General features: G+C 61.3%; 12 protein-coding genes and 3 rRNA genes. 13 read left to right on the plus strand and 2 right to left on the minus strand.

What is annotated here, in order from left to right; all coding sequences use genetic code 11:
* Window positions 1-406: 406 nt before the first annotated feature.
* The 9 genes from ACWA13_RS07450 to recN all read left to right on the plus strand — a co-directional run bounded on the left by ACWA13_RS07450 (window position 407) and on the right by recN (window position 12,862).
* Window positions 407-1,930: ribosomal RNA gene (locus tag ACWA13_RS07450) — 16S ribosomal RNA — on the plus strand.
* Window positions 1,931-2,473: 543 nt separating this feature from the next.
* Window positions 2,474-5,598, plus strand: a 23S ribosomal RNA gene (locus ACWA13_RS07455).
* Between the two features lie 207 nt (window positions 5,599-5,805).
* Window positions 5,806-5,922, plus strand: a 5S ribosomal RNA gene (gene rrf, locus ACWA13_RS07460).
* Together the 16S, 23S and 5S rRNA genes form the textbook arrangement of a ribosomal RNA operon.
* 314 nt (window positions 5,923-6,236) lie before the next feature.
* Complete coding sequence (locus tag ACWA13_RS07465) at window positions 6,237-7,925, plus strand: hypothetical protein (protein WP_463937505.1); 1,689 nt, start codon at window positions 6,237-6,239, stop codon at window positions 7,923-7,925.
* 5 nt (window positions 7,926-7,930) lie between these two features.
* On the plus strand, window positions 7,931-8,941 hold the full coding sequence (locus ACWA13_RS07470; protein ID WP_463937506.1) for an HAD-IIA family hydrolase: 1,011 nt from the start codon (window positions 7,931-7,933) through the stop codon (window positions 8,939-8,941).
* 16 nt (window positions 8,942-8,957) lie between these two features.
* Window positions 8,958-9,224 (plus strand): hypothetical protein, encoded by a 267-nt coding sequence (locus ACWA13_RS07475; protein WP_463937507.1) that lies wholly within the window; start codon window positions 8,958-8,960, stop codon window positions 9,222-9,224.
* Window position 9,225: 1 nt separating this feature from the next.
* On the plus strand, window positions 9,226-10,038 hold the full coding sequence (locus tag ACWA13_RS07480) for a TlyA family RNA methyltransferase (RefSeq protein ID WP_463937508.1): 813 nt from the start codon (window positions 9,226-9,228) through the stop codon (window positions 10,036-10,038).
* A 58-nt stretch (window positions 10,039-10,096) separates the two neighbouring features.
* A complete protein-coding gene (locus ACWA13_RS07485) occupies window positions 10,097-11,119 on the plus strand; it encodes an NAD kinase (protein ID WP_463937509.1) in 1,023 nt (340 codons plus the stop codon).
* A 3-nt stretch (window positions 11,120-11,122) separates the two neighbouring features.
* Window positions 11,123-12,862, plus strand: coding sequence for a DNA repair protein RecN (gene recN, locus ACWA13_RS07490; protein ID WP_463937510.1), 1,740 nt, complete (start codon window positions 11,123-11,125; stop codon window positions 12,860-12,862).
* 3 nt (window positions 12,863-12,865) lie between these two features.
* Here the strand turns inward: recN and ACWA13_RS07495 are convergent, their stop codons facing one another.
* A complete protein-coding gene (locus ACWA13_RS07495; RefSeq protein ID WP_463937511.1) occupies window positions 12,866-13,378 on the minus strand; it encodes a DUF2867 domain-containing protein in 513 nt (170 codons plus the stop codon).
* A gap of 78 nt (window positions 13,379-13,456) precedes the next feature.
* Here ACWA13_RS07495 and ACWA13_RS07500 point away from each other — a divergent pair, with 78 nt between their 5' ends.
* The 4 genes from ACWA13_RS07500 to ACWA13_RS07515 are packed head-to-tail and all read left to right on the plus strand — an operon-like array spanning window position 13,457 to window position 17,338.
* Window positions 13,457-15,217 carry a CTP synthase gene (locus tag ACWA13_RS07500; RefSeq protein ID WP_463937512.1) on the plus strand — a complete coding sequence of 587 codons (1,761 nt, stop codon included), beginning with the start codon at window positions 13,457-13,459 and terminating at the stop codon, window positions 15,215-15,217.
* A gap of 23 nt (window positions 15,218-15,240) precedes the next feature.
* Window positions 15,241-15,903 (plus strand): NUDIX domain-containing protein, encoded by a 663-nt coding sequence (locus ACWA13_RS07505; RefSeq protein WP_463937513.1) that lies wholly within the window; start codon window positions 15,241-15,243, stop codon window positions 15,901-15,903.
* A complete protein-coding gene (gene xerD / locus ACWA13_RS07510; RefSeq protein ID WP_463937514.1) occupies window positions 15,903-16,865 on the plus strand; it encodes a site-specific tyrosine recombinase XerD in 963 nt (320 codons plus the stop codon). The genes ACWA13_RS07505 and xerD overlap by 1 nt, the downstream gene beginning before the upstream one ends.
* A 2-nt stretch (window positions 16,866-16,867) precedes the next feature.
* The gene (locus ACWA13_RS07515) at window positions 16,868-17,338 is read left to right on the plus strand and encodes an 8-oxo-dGTP diphosphatase (protein WP_463937515.1); all 471 of its coding nucleotides are present in this window, start codon (window positions 16,868-16,870) and stop codon (window positions 17,336-17,338) included.
* Between the two features lie 20 nt (window positions 17,339-17,358).
* On the opposite strand, the gene ACWA13_RS07520 is transcribed toward ACWA13_RS07515, so the two are convergent.
* Window positions 17,359-18,501 carry a bifunctional 2-methylcitrate synthase/citrate synthase gene (locus tag ACWA13_RS07520; RefSeq protein WP_463937516.1) on the minus strand — a complete coding sequence of 381 codons (1,143 nt, stop codon included), beginning with the start codon at window positions 18,499-18,501 and terminating at the stop codon, window positions 17,359-17,361.
* Window positions 18,502-18,530 lie beyond the last annotated feature (29 nt).

The following is an 18,530-nucleotide window of genomic DNA, read 5'->3' on the forward strand; positions in this document are numbered from 1 at the left end:
CCCCCAACAACTACGAAGCAATTCGGCTCGCGCAAAGCGTGGGAATGAAGAATTGCTTCGAATTCTGGTGGGGAAATTCTTTTCAGAGAGTGAATATCGGGTAAATATCCCGGGTTTGCAAAGTGAAGAGATATGAAATAAGATTGAAACATCGCAGCGAAGAAATACGGAAAGAAATTCAGCAATGAATTAGTTCCGGGAATATTCGAATGTGTCTGTTGTTTGAGAACTCAATAGTGTGCCAAGTTTATTGATACCGATTTATTTATATGAATTGGTTGTTTTTGACCGGGCCTGTGCCGCCCCTGTGGTGTGGGTCTGGTTTTTTTCAGCTGGTTTCAAATTTTGTGCAGCCATTTTCCTGCGTTATTTCCGTGGGTGTGGTTGTGTCTGTTTTTGTTTTACTTCAACGGAGAGTTTGATCCTGGCTCAGGATGAACGCTGGCGGCGTGCTTAACACATGCAAGTCGAACGATGATGCCAGCTTGCTGGTGGATTAGTGGCGAACGGGTGAGTAACACGTGAGTAACCTGCCCTTGACTCTGGGATAAGCCTGGGAAACTGGGTCTAATACCGGATATGACTCCTCATCGCATGGTGGGGGGTGGAAAGCTTTTTTGTGGTTTTGGATGGACTCGCGGCCTATCAGCTTGTTGGTGAGGTAATGGCTCACCAAGGCGACGACGGGTAGCCGGCCTGAGAGGGTGACCGGCCACACTGGGACTGAGACACGGCCCAGACTCCTACGGGAGGCAGCAGTGGGGAATATTGCACAATGGGCGAAAGCCTGATGCAGCGACGCCGCGTGAGGGATGACGGCCTTCGGGTTGTAAACCTCTTTCAGTAGGGAAGAAGCGAAAGTGACGGTACCTGCAGAAGAAGCGCCGGCTAACTACGTGCCAGCAGCCGCGGTAATACGTAGGGCGCAAGCGTTATCCGGAATTATTGGGCGTAAAGAGCTCGTAGGCGGTTTGTCGCGTCTGCCGTGAAAGTCCGGGGCTCAACTCCGGATCTGCGGTGGGTACGGGCAGACTAGAGTGATGTAGGGGAGACTGGAATTCCTGGTGTAGCGGTGAAATGCGCAGATATCAGGAGGAACACCGATGGCGAAGGCAGGTCTCTGGGCATTAACTGACGCTGAGGAGCGAAAGCATGGGGAGCGAACAGGATTAGATACCCTGGTAGTCCATGCCGTAAACGTTGGGCACTAGGTGTGGGGGACATTCCACGTTTTCCGCGCCGTAGCTAACGCATTAAGTGCCCCGCCTGGGGAGTACGGCCGCAAGGCTAAAACTCAAAGGAATTGACGGGGGCCCGCACAAGCGGCGGAGCATGCGGATTAATTCGATGCAACGCGAAGAACCTTACCAAGGCTTGACATGAACCGGAAACGTCTGGAAACAGGCGCCCCACTTGTGGTCGGTTTACAGGTGGTGCATGGTTGTCGTCAGCTCGTGTCGTGAGATGTTGGGTTAAGTCCCGCAACGAGCGCAACCCTCGTTCCATGTTGCCAGCGCGTAATGGCGGGGACTCATGGGAGACTGCCGGGGTCAACTCGGAGGAAGGTGGGGACGACGTCAAATCATCATGCCCCTTATGTCTTGGGCTTCACGCATGCTACAATGGCCGGTACAAAGGGTTGCGATACTGTGAGGTGGAGCTAATCCCAAAAAGCCGGTCTCAGTTCGGATTGGGGTCTGCAACTCGACCCCATGAAGTCGGAGTCGCTAGTAATCGCAGATCAGCAACGCTGCGGTGAATACGTTCCCGGGCCTTGTACACACCGCCCGTCAAGTCACGAAAGTTGGTAACACCCGAAGCCGGTGGCCTAACCCCTTGTGGGAGGGAGCTGTCGAAGGTGGGACCGGCGATTGGGACTAAGTCGTAACAAGGTAGCCGTACCGGAAGGTGCGGCTGGATCACCTCCTTTCTAAGGAGCACCTACAGATTGTTCATGCCGCGTATGTGGTGTGGGGGTTTGTCAGGAGTATATGCCCGTTGCGCAGACGCTAGTTCTGCGGCGGGTGCTCATGGGTGGAATATCAATAAATAGCGGCTGTCTGTGGTTTCGCTTGTCCAGTACGGTGACTGTTCTTCCTCTTTGCGGGGGTTGGTGGTTGCTTGGAACGATGTGGTGGGGTTTGCGGGTGGTTTAGTGTTTGGCACACTGTTGGGTCCTGAGGCAACAGGGCCGTGGATGCTTTCTTCTGCTCTTTTGGGTGGGTGGGGGTGTTTGCGGGTTTGTTTGTTTCTGGTTTCCTGGCTGCATCGATCGCATGGTGGTCCCGTTCGCGGGGCTTGTGTGGGGTGTGTGGTTTGGGGTTGTTGTTTGAGAACTACATAGTGGACGCGAGCATCTTTTATAAGAAGCAATTTCCAAGAATATGAACCTGGATCTGGTTCCGTGCGCCTTTGGGTGTGCGGGGACGGTTTCTGTGGTTCTCTCGAAAATCTGTTTTGAATTGATCTTTGTGGTCAAGTTTTTAAGGGCACACGGTGAATGCCTTGGCATTAGGAGCCGAAGAAGGACGTGGGAATCTGCGATATGCCTGGGGGAGTCGATAACCGGACTTTGATCCCAGGGTCTCCGAATGGGGAAACCCCGCCAGGAACGCGAGTTACCTGGTGACCCGTATCTGAACACATAGGGTACGTGGAGGGAACGCGGGGAAGTGAAACATCTCAGTACCCGCAGGAAGAGAAAACAATAGTGATTCCGTCAGTAGTGGCGAGCGAACGCGGATCAGGCTAAACCGTTCCATGTGTGATAGCCGGCGGGCGTTGCATGGTCGGGGTTGTGGGACTTTCCGTACTGTCTCTGCCGGGACAGTGAGGTGTGATGTGCTGGCATAGGTGAACGGTCTTGAAAGGCCGGCCGTAGAGGGTGTGAGCCCCGTAACCGTAATGTTTGGTGCCGCCTGGAGAGTATCCCAAGTAGCACGGGGCCCGAGAAATCCCGTGTGAATCTGTCAGGACCACCTGATAAGCCTAAATACTCCCTAATGACCGATAGCGGACCAGTACCGTGAGGGAAAGGTGAAAAGTACCCCGGGAGGGGAGTGAAACAGTACCTGAAACCGTGTGCTTACAATCCGTCGGAGCAACCTTGTAGTTGTGACGGCGTGCCTTTTGAAGAATGAGCCTGCGAGTTAGTGTTACGTCGCGAGGTTAACCCGTGGGGGGAAGCCGTAGCGAAAGCGAGTCTGAATAGGGCGTTGCAGTGGCGTGATCTAGACCCGAAGCGAAGTGATCTACCCATGGCCAGGTTGAAGCGACGGTAAGACGTCGTGGAGGACCGAACCCACTTCAGTTGAAAATGGAGGGGATGAGCTGTGGGTAGGGGTGAAAGGCCAATCAAACTTCGTGATAGCTGGTTCTCCCCGAAATGCATTTAGGTGCAGCGTTGCGTGTTTCTTACCGGAGGTAGAGCTACTGGATGGCTAATGGGCCCTACAAGGTTACTGACGTCAGCCAAACTCCGAATGCCGGTAAGTGAGAGCGCAGCAGTGAGACTGTGGGGGATAAGCTTCATAGTCGAGAGGGAAACAGCCCAGACCACCAACTAAGGCCCCTAAGCGTGTGCTAAGTGGGAAAGGATGTGGAGTTGCGAAGACAACCAGGAGGTTGGCTTAGAAGCAGCCATCCTTGAAAGAGTGCGTAATAGCTCACTGGTCAAGTGATTCCGCGCCGACAATGTAGCGGGGCTCAAGTACACCGCCGAAGTTGTGGATTTCAGATAGTAGACAAGCCTTCGTGGTTCAGTCGTCTGGAGTGGTAGGGGAGCGTCGTGTGGGCAGTGAAGTCGCGGTGTAAACCAGCGGTGGAGCCTACACGAGTGAGAATGCAGGCATGAGTAGCGAAAGACGGGTGAGAAACCCGTCCGCCGAATGATCAAGGGTTCCAGGGTCAAGCTAATCTGCCCTGGGTAAGTCGGGACCTAAGGCGAGGCCGACAGGCGTAGTCGATGGACAACGGGTTGATATTCCCGTACCGGCGAAAAACCGCCCATGCTGAACAGGGGATACTAACTGCCCGAAGCCTGCCCGATCGCCCTTGTGGTGTGAGGGTTTTGGTGGAGCGCAGGACCTGATCCTGGGAGGCAAGCGTATTAACAGGTGTGACGCAGGAAGGTAGCCAAGCCGGGCGATGGTTGTCCCGGTCTAAGGATGTAGGGTGAATGGTTGGTAAATCCGCTGTTCGTGATGCCTGAGATCTGATGGGACCCCCGTATGGGGGGATTTGGTGATCCTATGCTGCCGAGAAAAGCATCGACGCGAGGTTTTAGCCGCCCGTACCCCAAACCGACACAGGTGATCAGGTAGAGAATACTAAGGCGATCGAGAGAATTATGGTTAAGGAACTCGGCAAAATGCCCCCGTAACTTCGGGAGAAGGGGGGCCCCAACCTTGAAAGAACCACGCGTTCTGGAGGGGATCGGGGCCGCAGAGACCAGGGGGAAGCGACTGTTTACTAAAAACACAGGTCCGTGCGAAGTCGCAAGACGATGTATACGGACTGACTCCTGCCCGGTGCTGGAAGGTTAAGAGGACCGGTTAGCCGCAAGGCGAAGCTGAGAATTTAAGCCCCAGTAAACGGCGGTGGTAACTATAACCATCCTAAGGTAGCGAAATTCCTTGTCGGGTAAGTTCCGACCTGCACGAATGGAGTAACGACTTCCCCGCTGTCTCAACCATAAACTCGGCGAAATTGCAGTACGAGTAAAGATGCTCGTTACGCGCAGCAGGACGGAAAGACCCCGAGACCTTTACTATAGTTTGGTATTGGTGTTCGGAGTGGCTTGTGTAGGATAGGTGGGAGACGTTGAAGCCCGGACGCCAGTTCGGGTGGAGTCATCGTTGAAATACCACTCTGGTCACTTTGGACATCTAACTTCGGCCCGTAATCCGGGTCAGGGACAGTGCCTGATGGGTAGTTTAACTGGGGCGGTTGCCTCCTAAAGAGTAACGGAGGCGCCCAAAGGTTCCCTCAGCCTGGTTGGCAATCAGGTGTCGAGTGTAAGTGCACAAGGGAGCTTGACTGTGAGAGAGACATCTCAAGCAGGGACGAAAGTCGGGACTAGTGATCCGGCGGTACATTGTGGAATGGCCGTCGCTCAACGGATAAAAGGTACCTCGGGGATAACAGGCTGATCTTGCCCAAGAGTCCATATCGACGGCATGGTTTGGCACCTCGATGTCGGCTCGTCGCATCCTGGGGCTGGAGTAGGTCCCAAGGGTTGGGCTGTTCGCCCATTAAAGCGGTACGCGAGCTGGGTTTAGAACGTCGTGAGACAGTTCGGTCCCTATCCGCTGCGCGCGCAGGAAATTTGAGAAGGGCTGTCCTTAGTACGAGAGGACCGGGACGGACGAACCTCTGGTGTGTCAGTTGTACTGCCAAGTGCACCGCTGATTAGCTACGTTCGGATGGGATAACCGCTGAAAGCATCTAAGCGGGAAGCCCGCTTCAAGATGAGATTTCCATACACCTCGTGTGTGAGAGGCCCCCAGCCAGACCACTGGGTTGATAGGCCGGATGTGGAAGCGGGGACTAAAGACCCGTGAAGCTGACCGGTACTAATAGGCCGATAACTTACACCACACACCAGTGCGTGAACGAAACCTTCAAAAGACGTTCACACCAAAGCACTGCGTAAAGATCAAGACTGCTTGCGTCCACTATGTGGTTCCCAAACAACAAACCCGCACCACGGGCACGTTGCACAGGAACCAACAACAAAATAACAACACCACAAGTTGTAACACCAGACTTCCCACACCCCCAACAAGGGGTGACGGGTACAAGGGTTACGGCGGTCATAGCGTGGGGGAAACGCCCGGTCCCATTCCGAACCCGGAAGCTAAGACCCACAGCGCCGATGGTACTGCACCCGGGAGGGTGTGGGAGAGTAGGTCACCGCCGGACAAACACTAGGCTCAGGCCCCGACACCACGTGTCGGGGCCTGACCCCTTTAACACCACCACACCCGCAAACACAAACAACCCAAGGCCCAGACGCCAGACGCTACCACCGTGCCCAAAAACACACGACGCCGCTGGATAACAGGCCTGGTGGCTGGGTTGGACGGTGATGGCCTGACGGGCTCTCGCCTAGAATTGAATGAGACGTTTGGGCCTGTGAAAGAATGCTGGATCCAGGCCCAGTAGGAATAACAACATAATGATGAGGACGGCTGCACCAGATGCCTGCGGTCGGCTCACAACAGGAGGAATCCATCATGGCTGAGCACGACGGCGGCAACAAAGGCGCGAATTCCGGGAACGAGCGCCGGCCCCATGGTGGTGCCTTCCGAGGTCCCAACAACTCCGGCGGACAGCCGCGGGGATTCCGTGACCGTGACCGCGATGGTGGCGGACAGGCAGGACGCCCGCGCCGTGAAGGTGACGGTGAGCGTAAGTCGTTCGGTGATCGTCCCCAGCGTGAGGGCGGCGGGGAGCGTAAGCCTTTTGGCGACCGCGACAACCGCGGTGAGCGTAAGTCCTTCGGTGATCGTCCCCAGCGTGAAGGCGGCGGGGAGCGTAAGCCTTTTGGTGACCGCGACAACCGCGGTGAGCGTAAGCCTTTTGGTGACCGCGACAACCGCGGTGAGCGCAAGCCTTACGGCGACCGTCCCCAGCGTGAAGGCGGCGGCGACCGCAAATCTTTCGGTGACCGCGACAGCCGTGGCGGTGAGCGCCGATCCTTCAGTGACCGTCCGCAGCGTGAGGGCGGCGGCGACCGCAAGCCTTTCGGCGACCGCGACAGCCGTGACAACCGCAGGCCTTTTGGCGACCGTCCCCGTCGCGAAGGTGATGGCGAACGTCGTTCCTTTGGTGACAGGGACAACCGCGGCGACCGCAACGACCGTGGGCCGCGACAGTTCGGTTCGGATCGTAGTGAATCGCGTCCCATGCGGGTCCCCAACGCAGCGGATCTGCGCAGTTCCAACCGGCCGGACCGCGAGCGTTCTCCTGAGATCGACGAGGACGTAACGGGCAAGGAGCTTGACCGTGCCACCCAGCACCAGATTAAGACACTCGAAGGCACCAGCGCCGAATGGGTTGCCAGGCACCTCGTGATGGCCGGCCGCCTGATTGACATCGAGCCCGAGCTCTCATTCCAGCACGCACTGGCTGCGAGCCGTCGTGGCGGCCGCCTGGCCGTTGTGCGCGAAGCCGTTGGCCTGACCGCTTACGCCGCCGGACACTACGGTGAAGCGCTTCGCGAGTTCCGTACCTACCGCCGGATCAGCGGCTCCAATGTGCACCTTCCCGTGATGGCCGACTGCGAACGTGGGCTGGGCCGCCCGGACCGTGCCCTGGATGTGGCCCGCTCCGAAGAGGCCAAGGACCTGGATGCTCCGGGCAAGGTTGAACTCGCCATTGTGGCATCCGGTGCACGCTCGGATCTCGGGCAGCTGGACGCCGCCGTCGCCGAGCTGGAAATTCCGCAGCTGGACATCAACCGTGCGTTCTCGTACAGTCCCCGTCTCTTCCGCGCCTATGCCAACGCGCTGACTGCCGCCGGCCGGGCAGAGGAAGCCGTGCGCTGGGAGAAGCAGGCAGCCGTTGCAGAAAACGCCCTTGGCGTCGATGTCGACGAGGAGCCGGAAATCATGGACCTCGGTTGGGACCAGGAGGAAGAGGAACGCGAAGAGAAGGAACGCCGCCGCCGCCTGGCTGCGGTGCCGTCCGCGACTTCTAACCCCGCGCCCGCTGCGGCCGTTGCAGCTCCGGCGCCTGCCCAGGTTCAGGTGGGAGCCGAGGCCCCCAAGGCCCACGAAGCACGGCATGAACTCGGCGACCATGCCGATGACGCCGATGCGGACGCGTTCGAATCCTACGACCTGGAGTCGGACGAAGATTCTTTGGAACGGGACGAACTCGAAGAAGGCGAAAACGCAGACCTCCAGGACAAGGAAGACTAACCCGGATGGCAGGCGCGCTGATTTCAGGTTTTGATGCCGTCCTCGCGGACCTTGACGGTGTTGTCTACGCCGGGCCGCATGCCATACCCGGAGCGATCGATTCGTTGCAGGGCCTGGCCGGGTATGGAATAGGCCTCGGGTATGTCACCAATAACGCCTCCAGGTCCCCGGCCCAGGTAGCTGCCCACCTGCGGGAGCTTGGGGCGCCAGCCGAAGACCATCAGGTGGTCAGCTCCTCGCAGGCTGCCGCAGCATTGCTGGCCTCCATGCTGCCTCCAGGTTCGCCGGTGCTGGTCACTGGCAGTGCTGCGCTTGCCCATGAAGTTGAACTCGTTGGCCTTTGTCCGGTGCACAGCCAGGCAGAGGATCCGGTGGCCGTAGTGCAGGGCTTCAATCCGGACATCGGCTGGAAGGACCTGGCGGAGGCTGCTTACGTCATTTCTGCAGGGGCAGCGTGGGTGGCGACCAACACCGATATGTCCATTCCCCAGGCGCGGGGGATTGCACCGGGTAACGGAACCCTGGTGGCCGCTGTCGCTGCAGCAACCGGCGTCACTCCCACCGTGGCGGGCAAGCCCGAGGCGCCGCTGTTCCACACTGCCGCCCAGCGGCTCGCCGCCAAACGCCCGCTGGTGGTGGGCGACCGACTGGACACAGACATCCTGGGCGGCAACCGGGCGGGCTTCGCCACGGCAGCGGTCCTGACCGGCGTCGACACGCGCGAATCCATTCTCGCCGCGAAAACTGCCGAACGGCCGACCTACCTGCTGAGGAACCTCACCGATCTCTACCGTCCTTATCCGGACGTAACGGACGACGACGGGTTGTTCCGTTGTGGTGCCGCATCCGCCAGTGTCAGCGACGGCACAGTCACCATCGCAGGCTCCACCGAGGACCTTGACTCCTGGCGTGCCGCCTGCGGTGCATGGTGGGCAGCAAACCCCCATTCCGCCGAACAGGCCGTGCCCAAGGTCGCCTGGACGGCTCCCGTCAATGACCGGTTGGCCACGGCATAGTCACTAGACTGGAGCAATGACTTACCTGTTCCATCCTGCCGTCGAGGCTGAACCCGCCTGGCCGGACCTGGACATTCAAGGGCAAAATCCAGCAGTCGGCCAGGATCAGGTTGTAGCCAGGGCCGTCGAGTTGGTCCAGGACATCCCGGACCTCCCCGTGGCCGATCACCCTGAGCGGTTTGTTGCCATCCATGACGCCTTGCTTTCAGCGTTGAACGATGACGCTCCCGGCAACCCGGGCACGACAACAACGGACAACGCACCCCGTCCGGGCGGGCGCTGACGTGGCCCGTCTGGATCAGGCGCTGGTGGGCCGGGGACTCGCCCGTTCCCGGACTCACGCGGCAGCCCTCATCGCGGAGGGCAAGGTGAGCTCGCACGGCCAGGTCCTCTCCAAGCCGTCCCTGCAGGTCGATGATGAGCGAAGCATCACAGTTGCCGCTGATGAGACCGATTCCTACGTCAGCCGCGCCGGCCACAAACTGGCCGGCGCGCTGGACACCTTTTCGAGCATCGAAGTGGCCGGCAAGCGCTGCCTGGATGCCGGGGCCTCAACCGGGGGCTTCACTGAGGTACTGCTCCGGCGCGGTGCAGCCCACGTGGTGGCTGTCGACGTCGGGCATGGCCAGCTGGTGCCCCAGCTCCGGGAAGATCCCCGCGTCGCCGTCCATGAAGGCCTCAATGTCCGGTATATGAACGCCGAGGACATCGGCGGGCCGGCCGCACTTACAGTCGCGGACCTGTCCTTTATCTCACTGACGTTGGTGATGCTTCCGCTTGGGCTGAGCACCGAACCCGGGGGAGACCTGGTGCTGATGGTCAAGCCGCAGTTCGAGATAGGCAAGGACCGCCTGGGGCGGACCGGCGTGGTCACGTCGGAACGCGAACGCCGGATGGCGGTGGAGAAGGTGGCCAATGCAGCACTCGACGCCGGACTCGAGTTGAAGGCACTGGCAGCCAGTCCGCTGCCCGGCCAGGACGGAAACGTCGAATTCTTCCTGTGGATAAAGCGCCGGATGTCTCACGGGGTGCCTAAGATCGAGGAGCGGGAGGCGGCCATTGCCACTCTGCTTGGACAGGTCTGGCAGCAGTCCTGAAAGCAACAGCTCCGAAAGCAGTCCTGATTCCACCGACAACCCACAAGAGAGCGAAGCGATGAGCAGGCGAGTACTGATCCTTGCCCATACCGGCCGGGAGGAATCCTTGAAGGCCGCGTGGGAGGCCTGTGTGCAGCTGCATGCCTTCGGGATTGTGCCCGTGATGCAGGATTCCGAACTGGATGACATGGTGCGCTTTTTCGGCCAGCTTGAACAACCGGTTGAAGTCCTCCACGATCATGTCCAGCTGCCTGACGTCGAGCTGGTGATGGTCCTCGGCGGCGATGGCACCATCCTCCGCGCAGCCGAACTGGTCCGCGAAGTGGATGTTCCGTTGCTTGGCGTGAACCTGGGCCATGTGGGCTTCCTGGCGGAGAGCGAGCGGGCGGACCTGGCGCAAACTGTTGAGTGGATTGCGCGCCGCGAATACACGGTTGAAGAACGTATGACCATCGACGTACAGGTCTGGGTGCGGGGCAGCAAAATCTGGCACACCTGGGCGCTGAACGAGGCTGCCATCGAGAAGGGCAACAGGGAACGGATGCTGGAGGTGGTCACGGAAGTCGATGAACGCCCGCTGACCTCCTTCGGCTGTGACGGCGTGGTCCTGGCCACGCCCACCGGGTCAACCGCCTACGCCTTCTCTGCTGGCGGGCCCGTAGTCTGGCCCGAGGTGGAGGCCCTCGTCATAGTTCCCATCAGCGCGCATGCCCTTTTTGCCAAACCGCTGGTCGTTTCGCCCCGCTCCCGATTGGCAGTGGAAGTGCTGAACCGCACGGACGCGTGGGGCGTCCTGTGGTGCGACGGCCGCCGCTCTGTGGACCTGCCGCCGGGCTCGCGCGTAGAGGTCACTAAGTCGAACACACCCGTCCGGCTGGCCCGCACCCACCAGACGCCGTTCTCCGGCCGCCTGGTCCGCAAATTTGAACTGCCTATCCACGGCTGGCGCGGACCGGTAGCCCAGACTGAGGCTGTCCACACCGGGCCTGTTCCGGTCATCCGGACGCCCAGGCCCATGCCGCCGCTGCCAACGCCCCACACTGACCTGCCAGCAGAAACTGACCCTCCGAAAGCACAGTGACCCATGCTTGAAGAACTGCGAATCCGTGATCTCGGCGTTATTACCGATGCCACCCTCCCGCTTGGCCCTGGCCTGAGCGTGGTTACCGGCGAGACCGGTGCCGGCAAAACCATGGTGGTAACCGCCGTCGGTCTCCTCCTGGGGGCCAGGGCGGACGCCGGCGCCGTCCGGAGTGGCGCCAAGAGCGCCAATGCTGAGGCCGTGGTGAAGCTCGACGCCGGGCACCCCGCCGTGGTGCGGGCAGTGGATGCCGGCGCCGAGGTGGAAGAGTTCGACGGCGGCGCCGAGCTGATTCTCGCCAGGCGCCTTGGCGCCGATGGCCGCAGCCGCGCCTTCCTGGGCGGGCGGGCAGCGCCCGTAGGCGTCCTGGCCGAGATCGGCGAGACGCTGGTGGTGGTCCACGGCCAGTCAGACCAGATCCGGCTGAAGGGCGCAGTTGCCCAGCGCGGCGCCCTGGACAAGTTCGCCGGCGAGGCCTTGAGCGGCCCGTTGTCCGCCTACCAGGCCCTGTACGGCCAATGGAAGTCCAGCCAGACGGAGCTGGACACCCTGCGTAGCGCGGCCCGGGACAGGCTTCGCGAGGCGGAGTCACTGGAGATCGCCCTCGCCGAGATCGACGAGGTGGATCCGCAGCCGGGGGAGGACGAGTCCCTCAAGGCCGAAGCCGTGAAGCTGGCCAATGTGGAAGAGCTCAGAATCGCTGCCAACACTGCACATCAGGCATTGATCGCGGAGGACTTTGGCGATGCAGGCGACGCCACCACCCTGGTGGACGCAGCTAAACGGACCCTGGAACACGTGGCCGAACACGATGCCGAGCTGGGTTCGGCGGCTGGCCGGCTGGCGGAAGTCGGCTTCCTGCTCAACGACATCGCAACTGAACTCGCCAGCTACCAGGCCGGACTGGATTCAGAAGGGCCGGAGCGCCTTGCCGAAATCGAGGACCGCCGGGCCGCCCTCGCCAAGCTGGTCCGCAAGTACGCGCCGAGCATCGATGAAGTGCTGATCTGGGCGGAAAATGCCCGCGTCCGTTTCGATGAGCTGCAGGACGATTCCACCAGGATCGAGTCCCTGGAAGCCGAAGTGGTCCGCATGGAAGCCGAATTGCAGAAGCAGTCGGCAGCCATCAGCAAAATCCGGGCCAAGGCAGCCAAGGACCTCGCCTCCCGGGTAAGCGCGGAGCTGAAGGCCCTGGCGATGGCCGACGCTACGCTCGTCATCAACCTTGACGCCGCCGCACAGCTTGGACCCCATGGTGCCGACGAGATCACCTTCCTCCTCCAGCCGCACTCAGGTGCACCGGCAAGGCCGTTGGGTAAGGGCGCTTCCGGGGGTGAGCTGTCCCGGGTGATGCTCGCGATCGAAGTGGTGCTGGCTGCCGTGGATCCCGTACCCACCTTCGTTTTCGACGAGGTTGACGCCGGCGTTGGCGGACGTGCCGCCGTCGAAATCGGCCGCAGGCTGGCCATGCTGGCACAGCACGTGCAGGTCCTGGTGGTTACCCACCTCCCGCAGGTCGCAGCGTTCGCGGACCAGCACATTACCGTCACCAAGACTTCCGTCAGGGGAGCCGACGGCGACACCGCCACCGGGTTCACGTCCAGTGACGTCCGGCTGCTTAATGGCGTTGAACGGGTCAGGGAGCTGGCCAGGATGCTGGCTGGGCAGGAGGATTCTGAATCGGCGCAGGCCCATGCGCAGGAGCTGCTGGACGACGCGAAACTGCTGCCGCAACGGGCTTGAGTGCTACACAGTCGTCAGGGCGCGGATGGCGCGCGCCATCATGGCGTTCACCACCAGGGGGTGGAGCAGGCGTACCGGAAGGAAGTAGAGGCGGCCCCGCCAACCTTTCAGGCGCACGACCGTGGTGACGCGCAGAAGTCGGGTTCCGGCGTCGAAAGCCACACCGCAGCGGAAATCCAGATGGTTTTCGTCGGTACTGAGCAGCGCTTCATCGCCTTGGACCCGGACAACATCAAAGGTGTCCGGGACGGCCCGCTTGATGCCGACCAACCCCACCACGGCCTCGCGGAGCCCCAGGAGCGCGAGAACCCACCGAGGCATGGTCCGCAAAGAAAAAATGGTCTCCGCCCAGAGTTCCGGGTCGGATGGCACGGCCTGCGCTTCGGCAGGCACTGGCCGGACAATCACATCCGCATAGTCCGGTTCGGGGATGTCCCAAAACGCCAAGGAACGAAACGCCGGTAGAGGTTCCTTGTCAGCGTCCGGGGCCGGGTTTGGCACTCGAGGCGTGGTCACCCCTTGATCCTAGCCCTCGCGCCCGGCACACTGAATCATTTGGGAAATCTCCCGCACGGCCAGTGGAAGGCTCAATTGATGATAAGCTCGAATTCCGTGGTGCAGCGATCAAATTCCCGTGTAAATTCCCGGTTCCCGGGCTCCTCCAAGACGACCAAACACATCTTCGTCACCGGTGGTGTGGCGTCCTCGCTCGGTAAGGGACTGACGGCTTCAAGCCTCGGCCACCTCCTGCGGGCACGCGGCTTGTCTGTAACTATGCAAAAGCTCGATCCCTACCTGAACGTGGATCCGGGCACGATGAACCCCTTCCAGCACGGTGAAGTCTTCGTTACCGACGACGGTGCCGAGACTGACCTGGACATTGGGCATTACGAGCGCTTCCTCGACGAAAACCTTGAAGGATCCGCGAACGTCACCACCGGCCAGGTGTACTCGACTGTCATCGCCAAGGAACGGCGAGGTGAATACCTCGGCGACACCGTCCAGGTCATCCCGCACATCACCGATGAAATCAAGCGGCGGATGCGGCTGCCGGCCGAGGCAAAGAACGCGCCGGACGTCATCATCACCGAGATCGGCGGAACGGTGGGGGACATCGAGTCCCAGCCATTCCTCGAGTCTGCCCGCCAGGTCCGCCAGGACATCGGCCGCGGCAACGTTTTCTTTCTCCACGTTTCCCTGGTGCCGTACATCGGCCCCTCCCAGGAACTGAAAACCAAGCCCACCCAGCACTCCGTAGCTGCACTGCGCTCCATCGGCATCCAGCCCGAGGCGATCGTCATCCGCTCGGACCGCGAAGTGCCGGACGCCATGCGCGAAAAGATCGGCCGGATGTGTGACGTCGATGTCGACGCCGTCGTAAATGCGGCCGATGCCCCGAGCATCTACGACATCCCCAAAACCCTGCACTCCCAGGGCCTGGACTCCTACATCGTCCGCGCCCTGGACCTGCCGTTCAAGGACGTTGACTGGACCAGCTGGGACAAGCTCCTCGAAGCAGTCCACAACCCCAAGCACCACGTGGAAATCGCTTTGGTCGGCAAGTACATCGACCTCCCGGACGCCTACCTGTCCGTGACCGAGGCCCTGCGCGCCGGCGGTTTCGCCAACGACACCAAAGTCGGCATCCGCTGGGTCCCGTCAGACGAGTGCGAAACCCATGAAGGCGCCGTGAAGTCCCTCGCTGGCGTCGACGCTATCTGTGTTCCCGGCGGATTCGGTATCCGCGGCCTTGAAGGCAAGCTTGGCGCACTGAAATTTGCGCGTGAAAGCAAGCTTCCGGTACTGGGCCTGTGCCTGGGCCTGCAGTGCATGGTCATCGAATACGCCCGTAACGTGGTGGGCCTGGAAGGCGCGTCCTCTTCCGAGTTCGAGCCGGATTCCAAGTACCCGGTGATCGCCACGATGGAAGAGCAGCTGGACATCGTTGAAGGCAAGGGAGACCTCGGCGGCACCATGCGTCTGGGGCTCTACGAAGCCAAGCTGGACGCCGGATCGGTCGTCGCGGAAACCTACGGCACCACCACGGCCAGCGAGCGTCACCGCCACCGCTACGAGGTCAACAACAAGTACCGTGACCAGATTGCCGCGGAGGGCCTGGTCTTCTCCGGCACGTCGCCCGACGGCAAGCTGGTGGAGTACGTTGAGCTGCCGCGGGAGGTCCACCCGTACTATGTGGCCACCCAGGCCCACCCGGAACTGAGCTCGCGCCCCACGCGCCCCCATCCGCTCTTCACCGGGCTGGTCAAGGCCGCCCTGGACCATCAGAAGGTGCCGGCCACGCCGGCAATTGAGCCGGCTGCCGCGGGGAAGTCCCGCGCGGCTGCTGCCAAGTAGACACCACAATAAAGGACGGCGCGATGCCCGGTAATTCTGAAACCGCTTCTTCTGAACGGCTGGTTTTGGATGCGCCGAGTCCGCGCCGTCTGGTGTCTTCCCGGAAGGTCTACGAGGGCCGGATCTGGGACGTCGTGAGCGAGGACTTCCAGCTCAGCGAGGACTCCGCGGTGCTGACCCGCGATTTCATCGACCACCCCGGCGCTGTGGCTGTACTGCCCATGAACGACGCCGGTCAGATCCTGCTGCTGAGGCAGTACCGCCACCCGGTGGGCATGGACCTCTGGGAGATTCCTGCCGGCCTGCTGGACATTGAAGGCGAAAACTTCGTCGTGGGTGCTGCCCGTGAACTGGCTGAGGAAGCGGACATCGCTGCCGGCACCTGGCACGTGCTGGCGGATTTTTTCAACTCGCCAGGCTCGTCCAGCGAGGCCATCCGTATCTACCTGGCCCGGGACCTTACGGACATTCCTCATCATGAACGCCATGAGCGGACGGAGGAGGAAGCGGAGATCGAGTTCCACTGGATAAACCTCGACGACGCCGTCGCGGCCGTGCTGGCGGGGCAGCTGCATAACCCGTCCGCCGTCGTCGGAATCCTTGCGGCGGCCGCCGCACGCTCCAATGGTTACCGGGACCTGCGCCCGGCCGATGCCCCTTGGCCTGCACACCCTAAGCAGCGCTGATGACGGGTGTGGCACCGGCGGCAGTGCGGACTGCCGTACAAGACGCGGTGGGGGACTACCTCCAACACATGGGCGTGGAACGGGGCCTGGCCGCTAATACCCTGTCCGCGTACCGCCGCGATCTTGCCCGCTATGCTGCCTATCTGCAGGCGGAAGGCTGTACTGAACCGGCCCACATCACCCGGCACCACGTCACGGGTTTTGTCCAGGCGCTTTCCGACGGTTCCGACGGCGGAACAGCCCTGGGGGTGCGCTCCGCGGCAAGGACTGTGGTCGCCGTCCGTGGGCTTCACAAGTTCTGGGCGCTGGAAGGACTGACTCCAACCGACCCGGCCAGCGACGTCCATCCGCCCATGCCTGGAAAACGGCTGCCCAAAGCCATCAGCGTTTCCGAAGTCACACGCATCCTGGAAGCATGCGGCGTGGATACTCCCACAGGCCTGCGCGACCGGGCGCTGCTGGAATTCCTTTATTCCACCGGTGCCCGTATCAGTGAAGGTGTGGGGCTCGATATCGACGATCTCAGCCTGGCTGGCGATGAACCCGGTCCTGCCGTGGTCCGGCTGTTCGGCAAGGGATCCAAGGAGCGGCTGGTGCCCTTGGGATCCTATGGGGCACGGGCCTTGGAAGCCTATCTGGTACGCGGCCGCCCGCAACTGGCCGCCAAGGGGAAAGGCACCCCCGCCCTGTTCCTCAACGCCCGCGGCGGGCGGATCAGTCGGCAGAGTGCCTGGACCATCCTGAAGGCTGCGGCGGAGAAGGCGAACATCACCAAGGATGTCTCCCCGCACACACTTCGCCACTCTTTCGCCACCCACCTCCTGGAAGGCGGAGCAGATGTCCGCGTGGTCCAGGAACTGCTGGGCCACGCGTCGGTGACCACCACGCAGGTCTACACCCTGGTCACCGCGGACACCCTGCGTGAAATCTATGCCGCCGCCCACCCGCGGGCGTTGGGGTAGGCATGGCAGCTGTCACCCTCTGCTTCCTGCTGCGCGGCAGCCCTGAGTCCGGGCAGGTACTCCTGGGCATGAAAAAGACCGGCTTTGGGAGCGGCAAGATCGTAGGGCTGGGCGGGCACGTGGAGCCCGGAGAAAGTGATGCACAGGCAGCCTGCCGCGAGGTGTTCGAAGAATCCGGCGTGGTGGTCCTGGAGCGCGACCTTGAAGATGCCGGGCTGGTGCTCTTCGATTTCCCGGCCAGGCCAGAATGGAACATGTCCACCAGACTTTTCGTGGCCCGCCGCTGGAGCGGCGAACCCAGGGAAAGCGGTGAGATCCGCCCGGAATGGTTCGACGTCGGCGCCTTGCCTTTGGCGGACATGTGGCAGGATGCGGGCCGCTGGCTACCCCTGGCACTGGGCGGGCAACTGTTGGACGTCACCGTGACCCTGAACGACGACAACGAAACGGTCCGCTCCTTCACCCAGCGCTGAGCATGTATCTTTTTGTAGTCCTACCGGTCTAGGTGCCGCTCGTCGGGCCCGTTGTAGGCACTCAACGGCCGGATCAGCGAGTTGGACGCCTGTTGCTCCATGATGTGGGCGGTCCAGCCCGTGATACGGCTGGCCACGAACAGCGGTGTGAACGTGGGCGTATCGAAGCCCATCAGGTGATAGGTGGGACCGGCCGGGTAGTCAAGGTTTGGCTTGATGGCTTTCGCCTCGTCCATGGCCGCCTCGAGGCCGTCGTACAGACCCAACAGTTCCGGCCGTCCGTAATAGGCGATCATCTTGTCCAATGCGGCCTTCATGGTGGGTACCCGTGAATCCCCGTGTTTGTAGACGCGGTGCCCGAAGCCCATCACCTTCTTCTTGGCTTCAAGCGCTGCCTCCATCCATGCCTTAGCACGTGCGGCGGCTTCTTCGCGTGATTCGCTGGACCTGATGCCGATCTCGTCGAAGGTGTGCATCACCGCTTCATTGGCGCCACCGTGCAGTGGGCCCTTGAGTGCGCCGATGGCTGCCGTCACCGCAGAATGGAGGTCCGAGAGGGTGGATGTCACCACCCTTGCCGTGAAGGTGGAGGCATTAAAGGAGTGCTCGGCGTAAAGGATCATGGAGACGTTGAAGGCCTCCACCACTTCCGGCACGGCTTCTTCCCCGAACGTCATCCACAGAAAGTTGGCGGAGTAGTCCAGATCATCGCGGGCAGCAACGGGTTCTTGTCCGTGGCGGCGACGCTGGTCGTAGGCTACGACAGCCGGCATTGCGGCGAAAAGGTCAATGGCCTTTGTCAGGTTTGCTTCCACCGAGGAATCCTCGGCCAACGCGTGGCGGGCGCCCAGGACCGAGGCTGCTGTGCGGCAGACGTCCATGGGGTGTGACGTCGTTGGAAGTGCGTCAATAACCTGCTTGAGCACCGGATCCAATGCCCGGGCCCCGCGCTCGCGGGCAGTGAAGTCTGCCAGTTCGGCGTCCGTGGGAAGCTCGCCGTGCCAAAGGAGGTACGCCACCTCCTCAAAGCTGCAGCTGGCTGCCAGCTCCTGGACGGGGTAGCCGCGGTAGAGCAGCGAGTTGGTTTCGGGATTGACCTTGGATACAGCTGTGTAGTCAGCTATCACACCGGCAAGGCCTTTGCGGATCTCTTCATCAGCCATTGTGAAACTCCTTCGTTCCTGATTGTGGA

This window comes from Pseudarthrobacter sp. TRD_SC_9 (assembly GCF_055361265.1).

Coding starts and splice junctions, on each gene's coding strand:
- ACWA13_RS07465 (WP_463937505.1), top strand. CDS start 6,237: ATGGCTGAGCACGACGGCGGCAACAAAGGCGCGAATTCCGGGAACGAG.
- ACWA13_RS07475 (WP_463937507.1), top strand. CDS start 8,958: ATGACTTACCTGTTCCATCCTGCCGTCGAGGCTGAACCCGCCTGGCCG.
- ACWA13_RS07500 (WP_463937512.1), top strand. CDS start 13,457: ATGATAAGCTCGAATTCCGTGGTGCAGCGATCAAATTCCCGTGTAAAT.
- ACWA13_RS07515 (WP_463937515.1), top strand. CDS start 16,868: ATGGCAGCTGTCACCCTCTGCTTCCTGCTGCGCGGCAGCCCTGAGTCC.
- recN (WP_463937510.1), top strand. CDS start 11,123: ATGCTTGAAGAACTGCGAATCCGTGATCTCGGCGTTATTACCGATGCC.
- ACWA13_RS07505 (WP_463937513.1), top strand. CDS start 15,241: ATGCCCGGTAATTCTGAAACCGCTTCTTCTGAACGGCTGGTTTTGGAT.
- xerD (WP_463937514.1), top strand. CDS start 15,903: ATGACGGGTGTGGCACCGGCGGCAGTGCGGACTGCCGTACAAGACGCG.
- ACWA13_RS07485 (WP_463937509.1), top strand. CDS start 10,097: ATGAGCAGGCGAGTACTGATCCTTGCCCATACCGGCCGGGAGGAATCC.
- ACWA13_RS07520 (WP_463937516.1), bottom strand. CDS start 18,501: ATGGCTGATGAAGAGATCCGCAAAGGCCTTGCCGGTGTGATAGCTGAC.
- ACWA13_RS07470 (WP_463937506.1), top strand. CDS start 7,931: ATGGCAGGCGCGCTGATTTCAGGTTTTGATGCCGTCCTCGCGGACCTT.